Genomic DNA, 22,333 nt, shown 5'->3' on the forward strand with positions numbered 1-22,333 from the left:
ACCGAGATCGATGACGCCGCACCCGCGCGCGGTACCGTCCGGGGAGCACGCACCGAATCGGCGGGAGGGCACATGCTCGATCTGCACCGCGTCCGCGCCGACACCCCCGGCTGCCTCGGCCAGGCGTTTCTCGACAGCGCCGGGTCCTCGCTGCCACCCCGGGTGGTCACCGAGACCGTGATCGCGCACCTGAGACGCGAGGCGGAGGTGGGCGGCTACCGCGCCGCCGCCGAGCGCGCCGAGGACCTCGCCGACGTCAAGACCGCACTCGCCGCCCTGCTCGGCGCGCAGCCCGGCGACCTCGCCCTGACGGAGAGTGCCACGCGCGGCTGGGCCGACTTCTTCTACTCGGTGCCCTTGGCCGCGGGCCAGAAGATCCTGGTCTCCGAGGTGGAGTACGCGAGCAATGCGATCGCCGCGCTGCAGCGGGCCCGCAGCACCGGGGCCGTCGTCGAGGTGGTGCCGTCCACCCCGACCGGGGAGGTCGACCTCGACGCCCTGGCCCGGATGCTCGACGAGCGGGTGCGACTGGTGTCGCTGGTGCACGCGCCGACGAACGGCGGCCTGCTCAACCCGGTCCGCGAGGTGGTGGACCTGGCCCACGCCGTCGGCGCGCTGGTGCTGCTCGACGCCTGCCAGTCCGTCGGCCAGGTCCCCGTCGACGTGGCCGCACTCGGCGTCGACGCGCTGTCCGGGACGGGCCGCAAGTGGCTGCGCGGGCCGCGCGGCACCGGGTTCCTCTACGTGCGCCCCGAACTGGCCGCGACCATGGAACCTGCCGCCCTGGACCTGCACGGCGCGCAGTGGACGGAGGAGTCCGGCTACCGCCTCGCGCCCGACGCGTCGCGGTTCGAGTTCTGGGAGTGCTCGGTGGCGGGCAGGCTCGGGCTCGGCGCCGCGGTCCGGTACCTGCTCGACCTCGGCATCGACGAGATCGAGCAGTCGGTCTCGGCTCGGGCCGAGTACGCGCGCACCGAACTCGCCGCCGTCCCCGGCGTCACCGTCCGCGATCTCGGTGTCGACCGCACCGGCATCGTCTCGTTCACCGTGGCCGGCGTCGACCCCACCCGGGTCCGGGAGTCGTTGGCGGCCAAGGACATCACCGTGACCGTCAGCGGACGCGGGTCCACATACCTGGACATGAGCCGGCGCGGCCTGGACGCCGTGGTGCGCGCGTCCCCGCACTACTTCAACTCCTTCGACGACGTCGACCGGCTCGTCGAGGCGGTCGACGGGCGGTAGTCGAACCGAACCGGATCGGCGCCGGGTGGCGCCGGCCGGGGGCCGTCCGGTACTCTGTCCAAGTTGTCTCGGCGAGGGTGAACCAACATTGTTGGCTTACCGTGATCGACGCGGCTACGGCTACCAATCGAGCAGGACCGCTCCGGGCCGTGCGCGTTGTCCGCCCCCGTCGAGCCCAACATCCAAGCGATGCAAATCTGATGTGAGCCGTAGGAGCTGTATTTCCATGTCGAACGAAGTCAACCGTCTCGAAGCCGCTGTCCGTACCGAGTTCGGCAAGGGTGCCGCCCGCCGCGCCCGTCGTGACGGCCTGGTCCCCGCCGTCCTGTACGGCCACCAGACCGAGCCGCAGCACCTCTCGCTGAACGCCCGTGACTTCGCCCGCGTCCTGCGCGCCCACGGCACCAACTCGATCCTCACCCTGGACATCGACGGCACCGAGCAGCTCGCGCTGACCAAGTCGGTCGTCGTGCACCCGATCCGTCGCTACATCGAGCACACCGACCTGCTCATCGTGCAGAAGGGCGAGAAGGTCTCCGTCGAGGTCTCGATCGTCCTGGTCGGCACCGCGAAGTCCGACGCCCTGGTCGTCACCGACGTCGACACCATCAAGCTCGAGGCCGACGCCCTCAACATCCCGGACCAGATCGAGGTCTCGATCGAGGGCGCCGAGGCCGGCACCCAGATCCTGGCCGGCAGCATCGAGCTGCCCGCCGGCTCCACCCTCGCCGACGACGCCGACCTGCTGATCGTCAACGTCGTCACCGCCCAGGCGGCCGAGGAGCCCGCGGAAGAGGCCGAGGCCACCGAGGCCTGAGTCCTCCGCCCGCACCCATCAGTGCAGCGCTAACGTGAGCGGCGCGCCGTCCCGACAGGGATGGCGCGCCGCTTTCCGTGTGCGGCCTGCCCCTACCACCGAGAGAACCGAAGCGTTGAGCGTGAACACCGCGTCGAGCGAGCCCCAGGGCCCCGCCCTGGTCGTCGGGCTGGGCAACCCCGGACCCCAGTACGAACGCACCCGGCACAACATCGGCTTCCTGGTCGTCGAGGCCCTCGCCGCCCGCGAGCGCGCCAACTTCAGCCTGCACAAGAAGAGCGGCGCCGACGCCGTCACCGTGCGGGTCGCCGGCCGTCAGGTCATCCTCGCCAAGCCCCGCTCCTACATGAACCTCTCCGGCAAACCCGTCGCGGCGCTGGCCCGGTTCTTCTCCGTCGACCCCGCGGACATCGTGGTGGTCCACGACGAACTGGACCTGGACTTCGGGACGCTGCGGCTCAAACTCGGCGGCGGCGAGGGCGGGCACAACGGCCTGCGCTCGATCTCGCAGGCGATCGGCACCAAGGACTACCTGCGGGTGCGCGTCGGGATCGGCCGCCCCCCGGGCCGGATGGACCCGGCCGACTACGTGCTCAAGCCGTTCTCCTCGGTCGAGCGCAAGGAGCTGGACCTGAACTGCGAGGAGGCGGCGGACGCCGTCGAACTGCTGCTGCGCGTCGGGCTCGAGGCCGCGCAGAACCGGTTGCACTGAGACAAACCCCGGAGAGGACAAACCCCGGAGGGCGGGAGTCAGCCGCCGATCAGCGCGATCGAGTTGCCCCGGCGCAGCTTCCCCGACGACGTCTTCGGGATCGACCCCGGCCCCAGCACCGCGACCGTCCGCGGCCGCGCCCCCACCTCGGCGACGACGGCGTGCGTGACCTCGTGCTCGATGCGCCGGACCTCGTCCGGCTGGTCGATGTCGTTGGTCTCGACCGCGACCGCGAAGCCCTCCCGCTTCTGCCCGGCGTCGAGCCTGATCGCGACGGCGTTGCCGGGCCGCACCCCCCGCACCGAGCCGGCGGCCCGCTCGATGTCGGTGGGGTAGATGTTCCGCCCACCCATGATGATCACGTCCTTGACGCGGCCGCACACCACCACCAGGCCGTCCTCGGTGAAGTAGCCGACGTCGCCGGTGCTGATCCAGCCGTCGGCGTCCTGGGTGGGCTGCGGACCGTCCACCGTCAGGTATCCCGACGTCACGGACGCACCGCGCAGTTCGATGATCCCGACGCCGCGCGGCGGCAGTTCCTGCCCGTCCTCCCCCACCACACGCCCCTCGAGCCCGGACACCAACGTCCCCAGCGTCGGGAGGCGGCGGGCGTTGCTGCGCCGCGAGGGCACCGCCATGCCGCCCGCCTCGAGCAGGTCCGGGTCCACCAGGTCCAGCACCATCCCCAGTCCGGGCTCGGCCAGCGAGACCGCGAGGGTGACCTCCGCCATCCCGTACGTCGGCGCGAGCGCCATCGGGTCCAGCCCGAAGCGGGCGCCCGCCTCCGCGAACGCGATCAGCGTGTCGGGGTCGACGGGCTCGGCGCCGTTGAGCAGGCAGCGCATCGTCGACAGGTCGACGGCACCGTCCTCGGCCAGCGCGAGCCGGTGCGCGAGCACGGAGTAGGCGAAGTTCGGTGCGGCGGTGACGGCGCCGTGGTATTTCCCCATCAGCTCGGCCCACAGGATCGGGGCGTGCAGGAAGTCGAGCGGGGTGATGGACACGACCTCCGCCCCGAACAACATGGGGACGGTGAGAAACCCGATCATGCCCATGTCGTGGAAGAGCGGCAGCCAGCTGATCATCACGTCCTGCTCGGGACTGATCTTGAGCCGGTCGAGCATGGCGCAGGCGTTCGCGTTCAGGTTGGCGTGGGTGAGTCGCACCGCCTTGGGCGAGCCGGTGGATCCGGAGGTCAGCTGCTGGACCACGACGTCGGACTCCGCGGTCTCGACCGGGTCGGTGTCGGGTCCCGCGCGCAGGTGGTCGATCGTGACCACCCGGACGCCGCGCTCCGCCAGCAGCGGCACCGCCGCCTCGAACGGCGCGCCCACGATCACCGCCGACGCCGTGATCATCCCGATCACCGTCTCGGTGTCGCGGGTCCAGACGGACAGGTCGGTGCGGGGCGTCGGCTGGTGCAGCATCGTCAGGGACGCGCCCCGCATCCAGGTGGCCTGACAGACCGGCGCGATGTCCACCGGCATCCCCGCCAGGACTCCGATGGCGTCGCCGTGCCCGATCCCCGCCGCGGCCAGCCCGCCCGCCATCCGGCGGGCCTGCCGGTGGATCTCGCCCCAGGTCTGCCGTAGCGGAACGTCGGGCTCGCCCGTGACCAGTCCGCGTGTACTGGTCTTCGCGGTCGCATACATCACTTCGGTGAACTTGCTCATGGCAATCCCTCCAGATGTATAAGCGGAATCCGGCTCGTGGTGTTACACGTAACGCGGCCTCCGCTGGTTCGCTGGATCTCCCGATCGTCCTCCTCGGCGGCACAGGTACGCTGGAGTACTGGCGTTTCACCAGGTATCGAGCTGCCCGTCGCTCGGGCCGTGACCGTCTGTTGTCTGCAAACGTCTCTTGTCTGTAACCGTCTCCAGTTAGGAACCCCCGGTGACCACCGAGCCCGTGTCGGAGCCCGCCACCTCGTCCCCCGGCACCACGGAGGCCGCGCCGACCGCCAAGTCGGCGAAGGCCCTGGCCGGGGAGGCCACCCGGCGACGTACCTTCGCGGTCATCTCGCATCCTGACGCCGGCAAGTCGACGCTCACCGAGGCACTCGCGCTGCACGCGAAGATGATCTCCGAGGCCGGCGCGGTGCACGGGAAGGCCGGGCGCAAGTCCACGGTCTCCGACTGGATGGAGATGGAGAAGGCCCGCGGCATCTCCGTCAGCTCCACCGCGCTGCAGTTCAACTACAAGTCCCCCGAGACCGACCCGGCCGACGAACCGAACGTCATCAACCTGGTCGACACCCCGGGCCACTCCGACTTCTCCGAGGACACCTACCGCGTGCTCACCGCGGTCGACGCGGCCGTGATGCTGATCGACGCCGCGAAGGGCCTCGAGCCGCAGACCCTCAAGCTGTTCCAGGTGTGCCGCCACCGCGGCATCCCGGTGGTCACCGTCATCAACAAGTGGGACCGGCCGGGCCAGTCGCCGCTCGAACTGCTCGACGAGATCAGCAACCGGATCGGGCTCACCCCGACGCCGCTGTACTGGCCGGTCGGCATCGCCGGGGACTTCCGCGGACTGCTGCGGCGCGGCGAGGACGGCGCCGCGCAGGAGTACATCCGCTTCACCCGCACCGCGGGCGGCGCCAAGATCGCCCCCGAGGAGATCCTCGACGCCGACGCGGCGGCCGCGCGCGACGGCGACGAGTGGGAGACCGCCGTCGAGGAGAGCGAACTGCTCTCCGCCAGCGGGCAGGACCACGACCAGGAGATGTTCCTGGCCGGGCAGACCTCCCCGGTGATCTTCGCGTCCGCGATGCTGAACTTCGGGGTCCGGCAGATCCTCGACACCCTGGTCACCCTCGCCCCGGCGCCGGGACCGCGCACCGATCTCAAGGGCCAGGACCGCGTGGTCACCGACCCCTTCAGCGCCGTCGTGTTCAAGGTGCAGGCCGGCATGGACACCGCCCACCGCGACCGCCTCGCGTTCATGCGGATCGTCTCCGGTGTCTTCGAGCGCGGCATGGTCGTCACCCACGCGCAGACCGGCAAGCCGTTCACCACCAAGTACGCGCAGACCGTGTTCGGCCGCGAACGCTCCACCGTCGAGTCCGCCTTCCCCGGCGACGTCGTCGGCCTGGTCAACGCGACCGCGCTGGCGCCCGGCCACACGCTGTACACGGACAAGAAGGTGGAGTTCCCGCCGATCCCCTCGTTCGCCCCGGAGCACTTCTCGGTGCTGCGCGCGGAGAGCGCCAGCAAGTACAAGCAGTTCCGCCGCGCCGTCGAACAGCTCGACTCCGAGGGCGTCGTGCAGATCCTGCGCAACGACCTGCGCGGCGACGCGTCGCCCGTCATGGCGGCCGTCGGCCCGATGCAGTTCGAGGTGGTCGCGGCGCGGATGAAGGCCGAGTTCTCGGTGGAGGCCCGGATGGAGGGCCTGCCGTACCAGCTGGCCCGGCGCACCGACGCCGCGTCCGAGGTCGAGCTCAACCGTCAGCGCGGTGTCGAGGTGTTCACCCGCTCCGACGGGGCGCTGCTCGCGCTGGTCAGCGACAAGTGGCGGCTGCAGTACATCCAGAAGGAGCACCCCGAGCTCACGCTGGAACCGCTTGTCGCGACCGCCGACTGACACTTCGCGTCGTAGCATCGGGCCGTGACCGACTCCGTGAGTAGTCCCGGCTCGCTACATGTACTCGTCTACAGCGACAACAAGACCGTCCGTGCGGCGGTGCTCCAGGCCCTGGGCACCCGACCGGACCCCGGCCTGCCGGAGCTGGAGTTCGTCGAGGTGGCGACCGCGCCGGTGGTGATCGAGCGGCTCGACGCGGGCGGCGTCGACCTGGTGATCCTGGACGGCGAGGCGACGCCCGCCGGCGGCATGGGGATCGCCAAGCAGCTCAAGGACGAGATCGACCCGTGCCCGCCGATCCTGGTGCTGATCGGCCGGGCCGACGACGCGTGGCTGGCCAACTGGTCGCGGGCCGAGGCGACGGCCACCCACCCGATCGACCCGCTGCGACTGGCCGAGACCGCGGTCGCGCTGCTGCGCACCCMCCTGCCCGCATAACGCCCCCCCCCCCCCGCATAACGCCCCCCGCGTAACGCCCCACAGCCTGGGCGTCGACGCGCCGTCGGCGGCCGAAGCCGACCCGCCCGCGGCGACGGCGGTAGCGTATGTGTCACGGCTCACGATCGCACGCAAATCGGGTGGTCAGGCTCTCGCGGAGAGGAGTTCGACGGACATGAACGTCTACCTGCCGATCCTCGTCCTGGGCACGATCGCCGCCGCCTTCGCGCTCGTCTCGGTGGTCCTCGCGTCCGTCGTCGGCCCGCGCCGCGACAACCGCGCCAAGCTCGACGCGTACGAGTGCGGCATCGACCCGACGCCGGAGCAGCCGGACGGCGGCGGCCGCGGGGCCGGCGGCCAGCGCATCCCGGTGAAGTTCTACCTGACGGCCATGCTGTTCATCATCTTCGACATCGAGATCGTCTTCCTCTACCCGTGGGCCGTCCACTTCGACGCGCTCGGGGTCTTCGGATTCGCCGCCATGGCGCTGTTCATCTTCAACGTCTCGGTTGCCTACGCCTACGAGTGGAAGCGGGGCGGGCTCAGCTGGGATTAGGTCTTCTCTGACAAGGGATTTGAAGAAAGTGAGGTCGAGGATGGGTCTCGAGGAAAAGCTGCCGAGCGGCTTCCTGCTGACCACCGTCGAGTCGCTGGCGGGCTACGCCCGGAAGGGCTCGCTGTGGCCCGCGACCTTCGGCCTCGCCTGCTGCGCGATCGAGATGATGGCCACCGCGGCCGGCCGCTACGACATCGCCCGGTTCGGCATGGAGGCCTTCCGCGCCTCGCCCCGCCAGGCCGACCTGCTGATCGTCGCCGGCCGGGTCAGCCAGAAGATGGCCCCGGTGCTGCGGCAGGTCTACGACCAGATGGCGGAACCGAAGTGGGTCCTCGCGATGGGCGTGTGCGCCTCGTCCGGTGGCATGTTCAACAACTACGCGATCCTGCAGGGCGTCGACCACATCGTCCCCGTCGACATCTACCTGCCCGGGTGCCCGCCGCGACCCGAGGCGCTGCTCAACGCGATCATCACGCTGCACGAGAAGATCCAGCAGATGCCGCTCGGGGTCAACCGGGACGAGGCGGTGCGGGCGGCCGAGCAGGCCGCGCTGGCGTCCACGCCCACGTTCGCGGTGAAGGGGTTGCTGCGATGACAGACCAGCGGGGCATGTTCGGGGTGAGCGGTACCGGCGACACGTCCGGGTACGGACGCCTGGTCCGGCCGGTCACGCTGCCCGACAGCACTTCTCGACCGTACAGCGGGTACTTCGACGACGTCGTCGACACCCTGGCCGAGGCCCTCGTCGAGGTCGGCGTCGGGTTCGACCAGGCCGTCGAGCAGGTCGTCGTCTTCCGCGACGAGCTGACCCTGCACGTGCGCCGCGAGTTCCTGCCCGAGGTCGCGCAGCGACTGCGCGACGAACCCGACCTCCGGTTCGAACTGTGCCTCGGGGTCAACGGAGTGCACTACCCGAAGGACGTGGGCCGGGAACTGCACGCGGTCTACCCCCTGCGGTCGATCACCCTGGGCCGACTCCTCCGTCTCGAGGTGTCGGTGCCCGACGCCGACCCGCACCTGCCGTCGCTCTACGGGGTGTACCCGACGAACGACTGGCACGAGCGGGAGACCTACGACTTCTTCGGGATCGTGTTCGACGGCCATCCCTCGTTGACCCGGATCGAGATGCCCGACGACTGGACCGGTCACCCGCAGCGCAAGGACTACCCACTCGGCGGGATCCCCGTCGAGTACCAGGGCGCGACGATACCGCCGCCCGACGAGCGGAGGGCGTACAGCTGATGCCTGCGAGTGAAGTGATCTATACCTCCGGCGGGCAGGACTGGGACGAGATCGTCGATGCCGCACGCGAATCCGGTAACGAACGCATCGTGGTCAACATGGGCCCGCAGCACCCGTCGACGCACGGGGTCCTCCGCCTCGTCCTGGAACTCGAGGGCGAGACGGTCACCGAGGCGCGCTGCGGCATCGGCTACCTGCACACCGGAATCGAGAAGAACCTCGAGTACCGCAACTGGACGCAGGCCGTCACCTTCGTCACCCGGATGGACTACCTCTCCCCGTTCTTCAACGAGACCGCCTACTGCCTGGCGGTGGAGAAGCTGCTCGACGTCACCGACGCGATCCCCGAGCGGGCCACCGTCGTCCGCGTGATGCTGATGGAACTCAACCGCATCTCCTCGCACCTGGTGGCGCTCGGGACCGCGGGCATGGAGATGGGCGCGGTCACCGCGATGATCTTCGGTTTCCGCGAGCGTGAACTGGTACTCGACGTGTTCGAGGCGATCACCGGCCTGCGGATGAACCACGCCTACATCCGGCCCGGCGGCCTGGCCCAGGACATGCCCGCCGGCTCGGACCGCAAGGTTCGCGAGCTGTTGCAGATCATGCCGAACCGGTTGCGGGACATGGAGAATCTCCTCACCGAGAACGCGATCTGGAAGGGTCGCAACCAGGGCATCGGCTACCTCGACCTCACCGGCTGCATGGCGCTCGGCGTCACCGGCCCGGTGCTGCGGGCCACCGGGCTCCCCCACGACCTGCGCCGGGCACAGCCCTACTGCGGCTACGAGAACTACGAGTTCGACGTCGTCACCGACACCGGGAACGACTGCTACGGCAGGTACCTGATCCGGATCGGTGAGATGAGGGAGTCGCTGAAGATCGTCGAGCAGTGCCTCGACCGGCTGCAGCCCGGACCGGTCATGCTCGCGGACAAGAAGATTGCCTGGCCGGCCGACCTGGAACTGGGGGCCGACGGTCTGGGCCAGTCCGCGGACCACGTGCGCACCATCATGGACACCTCCATGGAGGGACTGATCCACCACTTCAAACTGGTCACCGAGGGCATCCGGGTGCCGGCGGGACAGGTGTACACCGCGGTCGAGTCGCCCCGCGGCGAGCTGGGCGTGCACGTGGTCAGCGACGGCGGCACCCGCCCGTACCGGGTGCACTTCCGCGACCCGTCGTTCACGAATCTGCAGGCCGTCGCCGCAATGTGTGAGGGGGGCATGGTCTCCGACGTCATCGCTTCGGTCGCCAGCATCGACCCCGTCATGGGAGGGGTGGACCGATGACCGATCGTGAACCGGTGTTCGTCGAGTTCGGCGCCCCGCCGTCGCCGCCGGCCGGGCGGGCCTCCTACCCGACCGACGTCCTCGCCCGGCTCGAGGTCGACGCGAAGGAGCTCATCGGCCGCTACCCCGGCCCGCGCTCCGCACTGATCCCGCTGCTGCACCTGGTGCAGGCCGAGGACGGGTACATCACCCCGGCCGGGATCGGCTTCTGCGCAGCGCAACTCGGGCTCAGCGGCGCCGCCGTGTCCGCGGTCGCCACCTTCTACTCGATGTACCGCCGCGACCCGACCGGCGACTACCACGTCGGGGTCTGCACCAACGCGCTCTGCGCGATCATGGGTGGCGACGAGATCCTGTCCGCGCTCGAGGAACACCTGGACCTCGGCGGGCCGAACGGGGACACCACCGCGGACGGCAAGATCACGCTCGAGCACATCGAGTGCAACGCGGCGTGTGACTACGCCCCGGTGGTGATGGTCAACTGGGAGTTCTTCGACAACCAGACGCCGGACTCCGCCCGGGCCGTCGTCGACGGTCTGCGGGCCGGCGACCAGGTCACCCCGAGCCGCGGTGCGCCGCTGTGCACCTTCCGGCAGACCGCCCGCATCCTCGCCGGCTTCCCCGACGAGCGGCCCGGGGCCTCGGAGGCCGCGGGCAGCGGCGGCGACGCCACCGTCGCGGGCCTGCGCGTGACGCGCGAGCCCGGCGAGGGGCGGCCCGCCGGGGCCACGCCGCTGACACCCGTCCTGAGCGGGTACTGGGACGACCCGCGGTCCTGGACCCTCGACACCTACCGCGGCCACGACGGCTACCAGGCGCTGGCCCGGGCGCTGCGCATGCAGCCGGCGGAGGTCGTGACGACGGTCCAGGACTCCGGATTGCGGGGCCGCGGCGGCGCCGGTTTCCCGACCGGCACCAAGTGGTCGTTCATACCGCAGGAGCGGAGCCCGCGGAGCGACCCGAATGCACAGTCGGGAGACAAGCCCCACTACCTGGTCGTCAACGCCGACGAGTCCGAGCCGGGGACCTGCAAGGACATGCCGCTGATCATGGCCACCCCGCACGCCCTCGTCGAGGGCGCGATCATCGCGGCGTACGCGATCGGGGCCGGCCACGCCTTCATCTACCTGCGCGGCGAGGTGGTCCCGGTCCTGCGCCGACTGCAGGCCGCGGTCGCCGAGGCGTACGACGCCGGGTACCTCGGCAAGGACATCCTGGGCCGCGGGTACGACCTCGAACTGGTGGTGCACGCCGGTGCCGGGGCGTACATCTGCGGCGAGGAGACCGCGCTGCTCGACTCGTTGGAGGGCCGGCGCGGCCAGCCCCGGCTGCGACCGCCGTTCCCGGCGGTGGAGGGTCTCTACGCCTGCCCGACCGTCGTCAACAACGTCGAGTCCATCGCGAGCGTGCCGTCGATCGTGCTGGGCGGTGTCGAGTGGTTCCGCTCGATGGGCAGCGAGAAGTCGCCGGGCTTCACCCTCTACTCCCTCTCCGGCCACGTCACCCGCCCGGGACAGTACGAGGCCCCGCTGGGCATCACGCTGCGCGAACTGCTCGGCTACGCGGGCGGGGTCCGGGCCGGGCACCGCCTGAAGTTCTGGACGCCGGGCGGCTCGTCCACGCCGATCTTCACCGACGCGCACCTGGACGTCCCGCTCGACTACGAGGGCGTGGCGGCGGCCGGGTCGATGCTGGGCACCAAGGCGCTGCAGATCTTCGACGAGACCACCTGCGTGGTGCGCACGGTCCTGCGCTGGGCGGAGTTCTACGCCCACGAGTCCTGCGGCAAGTGCACGCCCTGCCGGGAGGGCACCTACTGGCTGGTGCAGATCCTGCAGCGACTCGAGGCGGGTGACGGCACCGAGGAGGACCTGGAGACGCTGCTCGACATCTCCGACAACATCCTCGGCCGCGCGTTCTGTGCGCTCGGCGACGGCGCGACCAGCCCGATCACGTCCTCGATCGCGCTCTTCCGCGACGAGTACCTGGCCCACTTCGAGTCGGGTTGCCCGTTCGACCCGGCCGCCTCGATTCTGCGGCCTCATCGGCCCGGGGGAGGTGAGCGATGACCGTCCATGCGCCCGACGACACGACCGGCCTGCCGCTGCCGTCGGACCTGGTGACCGTCACCGTCGACGGCACCGAGATCGCCGTCCCCAAGGGCACCCTGGTGATCCGGGCCGCCGAACTGCTGGGCGTGCAGATCCCCCGGTTCTGCGACCACCCGCTGCTCGAACCGGTCGGCGCCTGCCGCCAGTGCCTGGTCGACGTGGAGGGCCAGCGCAAGCCGCTCGCGTCCTGCACCACCGCGGTCACCGACGGCATGGTCGTGCGCACCCAGCTCACCTCGCCGGTCGCCGACAAGGCGCAGCGCGGCGTGATGGAACTGCTGCTGATCAACCATCCGTTGGACTGCCCGATCTGCGACAAGGGCGGCGAGTGCCCGCTGCAGAACCAGGCCCTGTCCACCGGACGGGCCGAGTCGCGCTTCGACGGGGTCAAACGCACCTTCCCCAAACCGATCCCGCTGTCCTCCGAGATCCTGCTGGACCGCGAGCGGTGCGTGCTCTGTGCCCGGTGCACCCGGTTCTCCGAACAGATCGCCGGCGACCCGTTCATCGACATGCTCGAGCGCGGCGCCCAGCAGCAGGTCGGCATCGCCGCGGGCGAGCCGTTCGAGTCGTACTTCTCCGGCAACACGGTGCAGGTCTGCCCGGTCGGCGCGCTCACCAGCACCGACTACCGGTTCCGGGCCCGGCCGTTCGACCTGGTGTCGAGCCCGAGCGTCTGCGAGCACTGCGCCAGCGGCTGCGCGCAGCGCACCGACCACCGTCGCGGCAAGGTGATGCGCCGCCTTGCCGGCGACGACCCGCAGGTCAACGAGGAGTGGAACTGCGACAAGGGCCGGTTCGCGTTCACCTACGCCACCGAGCGGGACCGGATCACCACGCCGATGATCCGGGGCGCCGACGGCGAGCTGCGGCCCGCGTCCTGGCCCGAGGCGCTGACGGCGGCGGCGAGCGGGCTGGCCGCGGCACCCGGCGGGGCCGCCGTGCTGGTCGGCGGCCGCAGCACCTGGGAGGACGCCTACGCCTACGCGAAGTTCGCGCGGGTCACGTTGGGCACCAACGACATCGACTTCCGTTCCCGCCCGCACTCGGCCGAGGAGGCGGAGTTCCTGGCGGCCCGGGTGGCGGGGCAGCGGATGGGCGTCACCTACGACGACCTGGAGCAGTCGTCGGCGGTGCTGCTGGTGGCGTTCGAGCCGGAGGAGGAGTCGCCGATCGTCTACCTCCGCCTGCGGAAGGCAGCCCGCCGGAAAGGCATTCGGGTCTCCTCCGTCGCCCCGTTCGCCACCCGCGGCCTGGAGAAGATGTCGGGCCGGTTGATCCAGACCTCCCCCGGCGACGAACCCGCGGCGCTCGAGGCCCTGCACCCGGACGAACTGCTGCGCAGGCCCGGCGCCGTCATCCTGGTCGGCGAGCGACTGGCGACGGTGCCCGGCGGACTGTCCGCCGCCGTCCGACTGGCCGACGCGACCGGCGCCGCCCTGGCCTGGGTGCCGCGTCGGGCCGGCGAGCGGGGCGCGGTCGAGGCCGGGACGCTGCCGCACCTGCTGCCCGGCGGCCGACCCGTCACCGACCCCGATGCCCGGCAACAGGTTTCCGCGCTGTGGGGCCCGGACCTGCCCGTCACGCCCGGCCGGGACACCGCCGGCATCCTCGCGGCCGCGGCAGCGCAGGACCTCGGCGCGCTGGTGGTCGGCGGCGTCGAGCTCGACGACCTACCCGACCCGGAGGCGGCCCGCCGCGCCGTCGAGGCCGCCGGTTTCGTGGTCAGCCTGGAACTGCGGCGCAGCGCGGTCACCGACCGCGCGGACGTCGTGTTCCCGGTGGCGCCCGTCGCGGAGAAGCCGGGCACCTTCCTGTCCTGGGAGGGCCGCGAGCGGCCCTTCCCCGCCGCCCTGGACACCGCGGGCGCCATGCCCGACCAGCGGGTGCTGGACGCGATCGCCACCCGGATGGGCAGCCGCCTCGGCCTGCCGGACGCCGCGGCCGCCCGCGCGGAGCTCGCCGCCCTGGGCGCCTGGAACGGCGCTCGCCCCGTCCTTCCCGCCTACCCGACGGCCGTACAGCGGCAACCCGGTCCCGGCGAGGCCGTCCTGGCGACCTGGCGGATGCTGCTGGACTCCGGACGGCTGCAGGACGGCGAGCCCCACCTGGCCGGCACCGCCCGCACCCCCGTCGTTCGGCTCTCGGCGGGTACCGCCGCCGAAATCGGTGCCGCCGAAGGCGACCCGGTGACCGTCACCACCGACCGCGGCGCGCTCACCCTGCCGCTGGCGGTCACCGACCTGCCCGAGCGGGTGGTGTGGTTGCCGCTGAACTCCCCCGGATCCGCGGTGTACCGCCGGCTCGCAGCCCCGTCGGGCGGCCTGGTCCGGATCCGCGCGGGGAGGCCATGATGGGCACCGACACCCTCGCGGTCGCCGTCGACCTGTCCGCCTTCGGGCGGGACCCGTGGTGGCTGGTCGTCGCCAAGTCCGTGGCCATCTTCGCCTTCCTCATGTTGACCCCGATCGTCGCGATCCTCGCCGAACGCAAGGTGATGGCCTGGATGCAGATGCGGGTGGGGCCCAACCGGGTCGGCCCGTGGGGGATGCTGCAGTCCCTCGCCGACGGCATCAAGCTCGCGCTCAAGGAGGGCATCGTCCCGGCGGCCGCGGACAAGGCGGTCTACCTCCTCGCCCCGGTCATCGCGGTGGTCCCGGCGATCATGGCGTTCGCGGTGATCCCGTTCGGCCCGGAGGTGTCCGTCTTCGGGCAGTGGACACCGCTGCAGCTCACCGACATGCCGGTGGCCGTCCTGTACATCCTCGCGATCACCTCCATCGGCGTCTACGGCATCGTGCTCGCCGGGTGGTCCTCCGGCTCGACCTACCCGCTGCTCGGCGGGCTCCGTTCGACGGCGCAGGTGATCTCCTACGAGATCGCGATGGGCCTGACGTTCGCCGCCGTCTTCCTGGTCGCCGGCACGATGTCCACCTCCGGCATCGTGGCCGCGCAGGAAGGCACCTGGTACGTCTTCCTGCTGCTGCCGTCGTTCCTGATCTACGTGACGTCGATGGTCGGCGAGACCAACCGGGCCCCGTTCGACCTGCCCGAGGCCGAGGGCGAGCTGGTCGGCGGCTTCCACACCGAGTACTCCTCGCTGCGTTTCGCCATGTTCATGCTCGCCGAGTACATCAACATGGTCACCGTCTCCGCACTGGCCACCACCCTGTTCCTCGGCGGCTGGCACGCGCCGTGGCCGCTGAACATGTGGGACGGCGCGAACTCCGGCTGGTGGCCGGTGCTGTGGTTCACCGCGAAGGTCTGGGGCTTCCTGTTCGTCTTCATCTGGCTGCGGACCACGCTGCCCCGCATGCGGTACGACCAGTTCATGAACCTCGGCTGGAAGATCCTGATCCCGGCCGCGCTGACCTGGGTGATGATCGTCGCCGCGGTGCGCGCACTGCACAACGACGGGTACGACGCCACGTCGATCGTGCTCGGCGGTGGCGGCGTGGTGGTCGCGCTGGTGGTACTCGCGCTGGTGTGGCGGGCGCTGCGCCGGCCCGCCGCCGCGGCCCCACTCGCCCCGCCCGCTCCCCCGGCGTTCGACCCCATGGCCGGCGGCTTCCCGGTGCCGCCGATGCCGGGCCAGGCGCTACCCGCCTTCTCCCGTCGCGCCGCGACAGCTTCTGCAAAGGAGGACAGCGATGTCTGAATTCCTCGGCCCACTCGCCGGTTTCGGTGTCACCTTCTCGACGATGTTCGCCAAACCCACCACCGAGTTCTACCCGGAGGAGAAGGTCCCGACGGCCCCCGGTTACCACGGCCGGCACCAGCTGAACCGGTACGCGGACGGGCTCGAGAAGTGCATCGGGTGTGAACTGTGCGCGTGGGCCTGTCCGGCCGACGCCATCTACGTCGAGGGCGCGGACAACACCGACGAGGAGCGCTACTCGCCCGGCGAACGGTACGGCCGCGTCTACCAGATCAACTACCTCCGCTGCATCGGCTGCGGCCTGTGCATCGAGGCCTGCCCGACGCGGGCGCTGACCATGACCGACGACTACGAGATGGTCGACGACAACCGCGCCGACCTGATCTACGGCAAGGACCGACTGCTGGCGCCGCTCGCGGACGGCATGGTCGCCCCGCCGCACCCGATGGCCGACGGGAAGACCGACGAGGACTACTACCGTGGCAACGTGATCGGCGAGGTGCGCCAATGACCGTCGCCGACGCCGCACTGCTGGCCGCGGAACCCCTCACCCGGACCTCCACCGGCGAGGCGGTGACGTTCTGGGTCCTGGGCGCCGTGGCGGTGATCGGCGCGCTGGGCGTGGTCGGCGCGGCCAAGGCCGTCTACTCCGCGCTCTTCCTGGCCCTGACCATGATCGTGCTGGCGGTCTTCTACATCGCCCAGGGCGCGACGTTCCTCGGCGTGGTGCAGATCGTCGTCTACACCGGCGCGGTGATGATGCTGTTCCTGTTCGTGCTCATGCTGATCGGCGTCGACTCCGCCGACTCGCTGGTGGAAACCCTGCGGGGACAACGGGTCGCGGCGATCCTGGTGGGCCTGGGGTTCGGCGTCCTGCTGGTCGGCGGCATCGGCCGGGCCGTCGCCCGGGCGAGTTTCGTCGGGCTGGACGAGCCCAACGGGCAAGGCAACGTCGAGGGTCTCGCCGAACTCATCTTCACCCGCTACGTGTGGGCCTTCGAGCTGACCGGCGCGCTGCTGATCACCGCGACCGTGGGCGCCATGGTGCTCGCGCACCGCGAACGCTTCGGCCGACGTCGGACCCAGCGGGAGCTCTCGCAGGAACGCTTCAGCACGGGCGGCCGGGTCACCCCGCTGCCCGGACCGGGCGTCTACGCACGACACAACGCCGTGGACATGGCCGCGCTGCTGCCGGACGGCACCCCCGCCCCGCTGTCGGTCAGCCGCACCCTCCGACCCCGCGAAACAAACTCTGGCGTAGGAGAACCCCACGGTGAGGAGGGCACTCGTTGAATCCCGAGAACTACCTGTACCTCGCGGCCCTGCTGTTCACGATCGGCGCCGCCGGTGTGCTGCTGCGGCGTAACGCCCTGGTGGTGTTCATGTGCATCGAACTCATGCTCAACGCCACCAACCTGGCGTTCGTGACCTTCGCCCGGATGCACGGCCACCTCGACGGACAGGTCTTCGCGTTCTTCACGATGGTGGTCGCGGCCGCCGAGGTGGTCGTCGGACTCGCGATCATCATGACCATCTTCCGGGCCCGCCGCAGCGCCTCGGTCGACGACGCGAATCTGCTGAAGTATTGAGTACCGTCGCGCTCGTCCCGGTACTTCCGTTGCTCGGCGCCGTCGTGTTGCTCCTGGGCGGCCGGCGCACCGATTCGTGGGGACACCTGCTCGGCTGCGGCGCCGCGCTGGCGTCGTTCGCCGTCGCCGCGGCCGCTTTCGTGGAGATGCTCGGCCGCGACGGCGCCGACCGCGCCGTGCACCAGACCCTGTTCAGCTGGGTGCCGGTGGCGCAGCTGCAGGTGGACTTCGGACTCCAGCTCGACCAGCTGTCGATGTGCTTCGTGCTGTTGATCACCGGGGTGGGATCACTGATCCACATCTACTCGGTCGGCTACATGGCGCACGACCCGCAGCGCCGAAAGTTCTTCGCCTACCTCAACCTTTTCCTCGCGGCCATGCTGCTGCTGGTGCTGGCGGACAACTTCCTCGGCCTGTACCTCGGCTGGGAGGGCGTCGGTCTCGCCTCGTACCTGCTCATCGGATTCTGGCAGCACAAGCCGGCCGCCGCGACGGCGGCGAAGAAGGCCTTCGTGGTCAACCGGGTCGGCGACATGGGACTGGTCGTCGCCATGATGATCATGTTCGCGACGTTCGGCTCGGTCGGATTCGCCGAGGTCTTCACCGGCGCAACGGAAGCGAGCGAGTCCACGCTCACCGCGATCGGGCTGACGCTGCTGCTGGCGGCCTGCGCCAAGTCCGCCCAGGTGCCGCTGCAGTCGTGGCTCGGCGACGCGATGGAGGGCCCGACCCCGGTGTCGGCCCTGATCCACGCCGCGACCATGGTCACCGCGGGCGTCTACCTGATCGTGCGGTGCGGGCCGATCTTCGACCTGGCCCCGGACGCGCAGCTGGCCGTGGTCGCGGTCGGCACCGTGACGCTGTTGTTCGGCGCAATCATCGGCTGCGCGAAGGACGACATCAAGAAGGCCCTCGCCGCGTCCACGATGAGCCAGATCGGCTACATGGTGCTGGCCGCCGGCCTCGGCCCGGCGGGCTACGCATTCGCGATCATGCACCTGCTGACCCACGGCTTCTTCAAGGCCGGACTCTTCCTCGGCGCGGGGTCGGTGATGCACGGGATGAACGACGAGACGGACATGCGGCGCTACGGCGGCCTGCGCGCCTTCATGCCGATCACGTATCTGACATTCGGTCTCGGGTACCTGGCCATCATCGGCGTCCCGCCGTTCGCCGGCTTCTTCTCCAAGGACAAGATCATCGAGGTGGCGTTCGCAGCCGACAGTACCGGCAGCCTCACCGTGAAGGGCCTGGTCCTCGGCACGGCCGCGCTGGTCGGTGCGGGCCTGACCGCGTTCTACATGACCCGGGTGATGCTGATGACGTTCTTCGGCAGCCGCCGGTGGCACGACGACGCGCATCCGCACGAGTCGCCGGGCGTGATGACGACGCCGATGGTGGTGCTCGCGGTGGGATCGGTCGGCGCGGGCGCGCTGCTGGCCGTCGGCTCCGCGCTGGCGGACTGGCTCGCGCCGGTGGTGGGTTCGCACCACGACGAACCGCCGATCCCGGTGTGGGCGATCACCACCGCAACCCTCGCGGTGGTGCTCGTCGGTGTCGCTGTGGCCTACCGGCGGTACGCCGCCCTGCAGATCCCGGTGACCGCCCCGACCGACGTCTCCGGGCTCACCGTCGCGGCCCGTCGGGACCTCTACGGCGACGCGGTCAACGAGGCGGTGTTCATGCGTCCCGGCGCCGAGCTGACCCGGTCACTGGTCACCGTCGACGACCGGGGCATCGACGGCGCCGTCAACGGACTTGCCGCCCTGGTCGGCGGCGTGTCGTCGCGGGTCCGGCGGTTGCAGACCGGCTTCGTCCGGTCCTACGCCCTTGCGATGTTCGCGGGCGCGGCCCTGGTGGTCGCGACGATGGTGCTGGGGAGGCTCTGGTGAACGAGATTCCCTGGTTGACCGCGCTGTGGCTGGTGCCCGCGGTGGGCGCCGTCGTGGTGATGGCGGTGCCCGCGCGGCAACGGCGACTCGCGAAGGCCCTCGCGCTGGGCGTCGCGGCGGCGGCACTGGGCGTCGCCGTCGCGGTGGCGGTCGGGTTCGACCCGGCGGGCGAGCAGTACCAGTTCGTCGAGTCGCACTCCTGGATACCGGCTTTCGGCACCCGCTACGCGCTGGGCGTGGACGGCATCGCACTGGTGCTGGTGCTGCTCACCGCGGCACTGGTGCCGCTGCTGTTGTTGGCCGGCTGGCACGACGCCGGCGCCGAGCCCGCCGAGGGCGATCGCGAATCCCGGGGCGCGCACACCTATTTCGCGCTGATCCTGATGGTCGAGGCGATGGTGCTGCTCTCGTTCGCGGCCCTCGACATCTTGTTGTTCTACATCTTCTTCGAGGCCATGTTGATCCCGCTGTACTTCCTCATCGGGGGGTTCGGCCCACGGGAGGACCGGGCGAATCGGTCGCGCGCCGCGGTGAAGTTCCTGCTGTACAACCTGTTCGGCGGACTCGTCATGCTGGCCGCGGTGATCGGCCTGTACGTGGTGACCGCCGGGGACCAGAGCCCCTTCGTCGCCGGCACCTTCGACCTCCGCGCCATTGTCGACGCGGTCTCGTCGGGCTCGCTGGTCATCGACGCACCCGTCGCCAACGCCCTGTTCCTCGGCTTCATGTTCGCCTTCGCGGTCAAGGCGCCGCTGTGGCCGCTGCACACCTGGCTGCCCGACGCCGCCGTCCAGGCCACGCCGGCCACCGCGGTGCTCATGATGGCCGTCGTCGACAAGGTCGGCACCTTCGCGATGCTGCGCTTCTGCCTGCAACTGTTCCCCGACGCGTCCCGGACGTTCGCGCCGTGGATCGTCGCGCTGTCGGTGATCGCCGTCGTGTACGGCGCCCTGCTCGCGATCGGCCAGACCGACGTGATGCGCCTGATCGCGTACACCTCGATCTCGCACTTCGGCTTCATCATCCTCGGGATCTTCGCGCTGACCAGCCAGGGGCAGGCCGGTTCCACCCTCTACATGGTCAACCACGGCATCTCCACGGCGGCGCTGTTCCTGATCGCCGGGTTCCTGGTCTCCCGCCGCGGCACCCGGGCCATCGCCGCGTTCGGCGGGGTGCAAAAGGTGGCGCCGGTGCTCGCCGGTACCTTCCTCGTCGCGGGCCTGGCCACCCTGTCCCTGCCCGGGCTGGCGCCGTTCGTCAGCGAGTTCCTCGTCCTGGTCGGCACGTACCCGCGTTACGAGGTGGCCGCGGTGATCGCGACGCTCGCGCTGGTGCTCTCCGCGGTCTACGTGCTGTGGCTCTACCAACGGGTGATGGGCGGGCCGGTCACCGAGGGCAACGAGCGGATCCGCGACCTGGTGCCCCGTGAGGTGCTGGTGGCGGCGCCGCTGCTCGCGCTGCTGCTGATCCTCGGCTTCTACCCCAAGCCGGCGCTCGACGTCATCAACCCGGCGGTGACGCAGACGTTGACGACGATCCACCAACAGGACCCGGTACCGACCATCGCCGAGCAGGACGGAGGTGCGCACCAGTGAGTCCCGCACTGTTGTCCGCGTCGAGCATCGAGACGCCGAGTGTCGAGTACAGCCTGCTCGCACCGATGCTCATCGTGTTCGGCGTCGCCGCCGCCGGGGTCCTGGTCGAGGCCTTCGCGCCGCGCCGCCTCCGGTACGGCTGCCACCTGGTGCTCAGCCTCGGCGGACTCGTCGCGGCGTTCGTCGCCGTCGTGGCGCTGGCCGGGACGGAGGAGTCCGCGGTGGCGGGCGCGGTCGCGATCGACGGCCCGACCCTGTTCCTGCAGGGCACGATCCTGCTCGTCTCGATCCTGGCGATCGCGCTGATCGCCGAACGTCGCATCGACCGGGCGGGCACCGGGAAGGCCGGGGCCGGGCGCGCGGACGCGTTCGCCCCGCAGGCGTCCGCGGTCCCGGGCAGCGTCGCCGAGCTCGAGGCGACCCGGGCCGGCGTCGTCCAGACCGAGGTGTTCCCGCTGACCCTGTTCGCGGTCGGCGGCATGCTGCTGTTCCCCGCGTCGAACGACCTGCTCACCATGTTCGTGGCGCTCGAGGTGTTCTCGCTGCCGCTGTACCTGCTGTGCGGGCTGGCGCGCAGGCGTCGGCTGCTCTCGCAGGAGGCGGCGATCAAGTACTTCCTGCTCGGCGCCTTCTCGTCGGCGTTCTTCCTCTTCGGCACGGCCCTGCTGTACGGGTACTCCGGGACGGTGTCGCTGACGGGCATCGCCGACGCGATCGCGGCGGACGCCGGTGAGCGGCCGCTGGCGCTGATGGGTGCGGGCCTGCTGTCGGTGGGTCTGCTGTTCAAGGTCGGTGCGGTGCCGTTCCATTCGTGGATCCCCGACGTGTACCAGGGCGCCCCCACCCCGATCACCGCGTTCATGGCGTCGGCCACCAAGGTCGCCGCGTTCGGCGCGATGCTGCGGGTCTTCTACGTCGCCCTGCCGGGCCTGCAGACGGACTGGCGGCCGATGCTGTGGGCCGTCGCCGTCCTCACGATGCTGGTCGCCTCGGTGCTGGCGGTGACGCAGACCGACGTCAAGCGGATGCTCGCGTACTCCTCGGTCTCGCATGTCGGGTTCGTCCTCACCGGGCTGATCGCCGGCAGCCACGACGGGCTCTCGTCGACGCTGTTCTACCTGCTCGCCTACAGCTTCAGCGCGCTCGGCGGTTTCGCCGTCGTCGGCCTGGTGCGCGGACCCGACGGCGAGGCGACCACGATGTCGCAGTGGGCGGGGCTCGGACGGCGCTCGCCGCTGCTCGGCAGCGTCTTCGCACTGTTCCTGCTCGCGTACGCCGGCATCCCGTTGACCAGCGGGTTCGTCGCCAAGTTCGCGGTCTTCCAGGCCGCGCTCGCCGGCGGCGCCCTGCCCCTGGTGCTGGTAGGTGTGGTCGCCAGTGCGATCGCGGCGTTCTTCTACGTGCGGGTGATCGTGCTGATGTTCTTCGCAGAGCCACCGACCGACGAGCCGGTGGTCGCCGTGCCCAGCCCCGGGACAGGCTTTGCCATCGCGGTGGCCGCCGCGGTGACGGTGGTTCTGGGGATCGCGCCGCAGCCGGTGCTGGACCTGGTGGACCAGGCCGCGTCGTTCCTGCACTGACCGGGCGCCGGTGGGCGGCGG

The 22,333-nt window shown here is 70.6% G+C and carries 19 protein-coding genes; 18 read left to right on the top strand and 1 reads right to left on the bottom strand.

All coding sequences use genetic code 11. From position 1 onward, the window contains the following. The first annotated feature begins 72 nt into the window (after positions 1–72). The 3 genes from AC1DWC_RS14940 to pth all read left to right on the top strand — a co-directional run bounded on the left by AC1DWC_RS14940 (position 73) and on the right by pth (position 2,771). On the top strand, positions 73–1,242 hold the full coding sequence (locus AC1DWC_RS14940; protein ID WP_477909199.1) for an aminotransferase class V-fold PLP-dependent enzyme: 1,170 nt from the start codon (positions 73–75) through the stop codon (positions 1,240–1,242). A 226-nt stretch (positions 1,243–1,468) separates the two neighbouring features. Then, complete coding sequence (locus AC1DWC_RS14945) at positions 1,469–2,059, top strand: 50S ribosomal protein L25/general stress protein Ctc (RefSeq protein WP_477838164.1); 591 nt, start codon at positions 1,469–1,471, stop codon at positions 2,057–2,059. A 121-nt stretch (positions 2,060–2,180) separates the two neighbouring features. Next, a complete protein-coding gene (pth, locus tag AC1DWC_RS14950) occupies positions 2,181–2,771 on the top strand; it encodes an aminoacyl-tRNA hydrolase (protein ID WP_072845385.1) in 591 nt (196 codons plus the stop codon). A 38-nt stretch (positions 2,772–2,809) separates the two neighbouring features. Here the strand turns inward: pth and AC1DWC_RS14955 are convergent, their stop codons facing one another. Further along, complete coding sequence (locus tag AC1DWC_RS14955; RefSeq protein ID WP_477909201.1) at positions 2,810–4,444, bottom strand: fatty acyl-AMP ligase; 1,635 nt, start codon at positions 4,442–4,444, stop codon at positions 2,810–2,812. A 220-nt stretch (positions 4,445–4,664) separates the two neighbouring features. Between AC1DWC_RS14955 and AC1DWC_RS14960 the strand changes: the two genes are divergently transcribed. The 15 genes from AC1DWC_RS14960 to nuoN all read left to right on the top strand — a co-directional run bounded on the left by AC1DWC_RS14960 (position 4,665) and on the right by nuoN (position 22,312). Beyond that, positions 4,665–6,356 carry a peptide chain release factor 3 gene (locus AC1DWC_RS14960; RefSeq protein ID WP_072845387.1) on the top strand — a complete coding sequence of 564 codons (1,692 nt, stop codon included), beginning with the start codon at positions 4,665–4,667 and terminating at the stop codon, positions 6,354–6,356. A gap of 24 nt (positions 6,357–6,380) precedes the next feature. Then, positions 6,381–6,794 (top strand): Rv3143 family two-component system response regulator, encoded by a 414-nt coding sequence (locus AC1DWC_RS14965; RefSeq protein ID WP_477909203.1) that lies wholly within the window; start codon positions 6,381–6,383, stop codon positions 6,792–6,794. A 175-nt stretch (positions 6,795–6,969) separates the two neighbouring features. After that, a complete protein-coding gene (locus AC1DWC_RS14970) occupies positions 6,970–7,350 on the top strand; it encodes an NADH-quinone oxidoreductase subunit A (RefSeq protein ID WP_072845389.1) in 381 nt (126 codons plus the stop codon). Positions 7,351–7,390: 40 nt separating this feature from the next. Further along, positions 7,391–7,945: a NuoB/complex I 20 kDa subunit family protein gene (locus AC1DWC_RS14975; protein WP_072845390.1), complete on the top strand. Its 555-nt coding sequence runs from the start codon at positions 7,391–7,393 to the stop codon at positions 7,943–7,945. Continuing rightward, a complete protein-coding gene (locus tag AC1DWC_RS14980; RefSeq protein WP_477909206.1) occupies positions 7,942–8,592 on the top strand; it encodes an NADH-quinone oxidoreductase subunit C in 651 nt (216 codons plus the stop codon). The genes AC1DWC_RS14975 and AC1DWC_RS14980 overlap by 4 nt, the downstream gene beginning before the upstream one ends. Beyond that, positions 8,592–9,887 (top strand): NADH dehydrogenase (quinone) subunit D, encoded by a 1,296-nt coding sequence (gene nuoD / locus AC1DWC_RS14985; RefSeq protein WP_477909208.1) that lies wholly within the window; start codon positions 8,592–8,594, stop codon positions 9,885–9,887. Before AC1DWC_RS14980 ends, nuoD begins: the two co-directional genes overlap by 1 nt. Further along, entirely contained in the window at positions 9,884–11,956 is a 2,073-nt protein-coding gene (gene nuoF, locus AC1DWC_RS14990; RefSeq protein WP_477909210.1) for an NADH-quinone oxidoreductase subunit NuoF, read from the top strand. Before nuoD ends, nuoF begins: the two co-directional genes overlap by 4 nt. Beyond that, entirely contained in the window at positions 11,953–14,352 is a 2,400-nt protein-coding gene (locus AC1DWC_RS14995) for an NADH-quinone oxidoreductase subunit G (RefSeq protein WP_477909212.1), read from the top strand. The genes nuoF and AC1DWC_RS14995 overlap by 4 nt, the downstream gene beginning before the upstream one ends. Continuing rightward, positions 14,352–15,656, top strand: a complete 1,305-nt coding sequence (nuoH, locus tag AC1DWC_RS15000; protein WP_477909245.1) for an NADH-quinone oxidoreductase subunit NuoH — start codon at positions 14,352–14,354, stop codon at positions 15,654–15,656. The genes AC1DWC_RS14995 and nuoH overlap by 1 nt, the downstream gene beginning before the upstream one ends. Beyond that, positions 15,649–16,167, top strand: coding sequence for an NADH-quinone oxidoreductase subunit NuoI (gene nuoI / locus AC1DWC_RS15005; protein WP_477909214.1), 519 nt, complete (start codon positions 15,649–15,651; stop codon positions 16,165–16,167). The genes nuoH and nuoI overlap by 8 nt, the downstream gene beginning before the upstream one ends. Further along, positions 16,164–16,949 (top strand): NADH-quinone oxidoreductase subunit J, encoded by a 786-nt coding sequence (locus tag AC1DWC_RS15010; RefSeq protein ID WP_477909216.1) that lies wholly within the window; start codon positions 16,164–16,166, stop codon positions 16,947–16,949. The genes nuoI and AC1DWC_RS15010 overlap by 4 nt, the downstream gene beginning before the upstream one ends. Further along, positions 16,946–17,245: an NADH-quinone oxidoreductase subunit NuoK gene (gene nuoK, locus AC1DWC_RS15015; protein WP_072845398.1), complete on the top strand. Its 300-nt coding sequence runs from the start codon at positions 16,946–16,948 to the stop codon at positions 17,243–17,245. The genes AC1DWC_RS15010 and nuoK overlap by 4 nt, the downstream gene beginning before the upstream one ends. Next, a complete protein-coding gene (gene nuoL / locus AC1DWC_RS15020; RefSeq protein WP_477909218.1) occupies positions 17,242–19,137 on the top strand; it encodes an NADH-quinone oxidoreductase subunit L in 1,896 nt (631 codons plus the stop codon). The genes nuoK and nuoL overlap by 4 nt, the downstream gene beginning before the upstream one ends. After that, positions 19,134–20,732, top strand: a complete 1,599-nt coding sequence (locus AC1DWC_RS15025; protein ID WP_477909220.1) for an NADH-quinone oxidoreductase subunit M — start codon at positions 19,134–19,136, stop codon at positions 20,730–20,732. The genes nuoL and AC1DWC_RS15025 overlap by 4 nt, the downstream gene beginning before the upstream one ends. Next, entirely contained in the window at positions 20,729–22,312 is a 1,584-nt protein-coding gene (gene nuoN / locus AC1DWC_RS15030; protein WP_477909222.1) for an NADH-quinone oxidoreductase subunit NuoN, read from the top strand. Before AC1DWC_RS15025 ends, nuoN begins: the two co-directional genes overlap by 4 nt. The last annotated feature ends 21 nt before the right edge of the window (positions 22,313–22,333 follow it).

It is taken from the genome of Rhodococcus sp. P4_C10 (genome assembly GCF_056402135.1).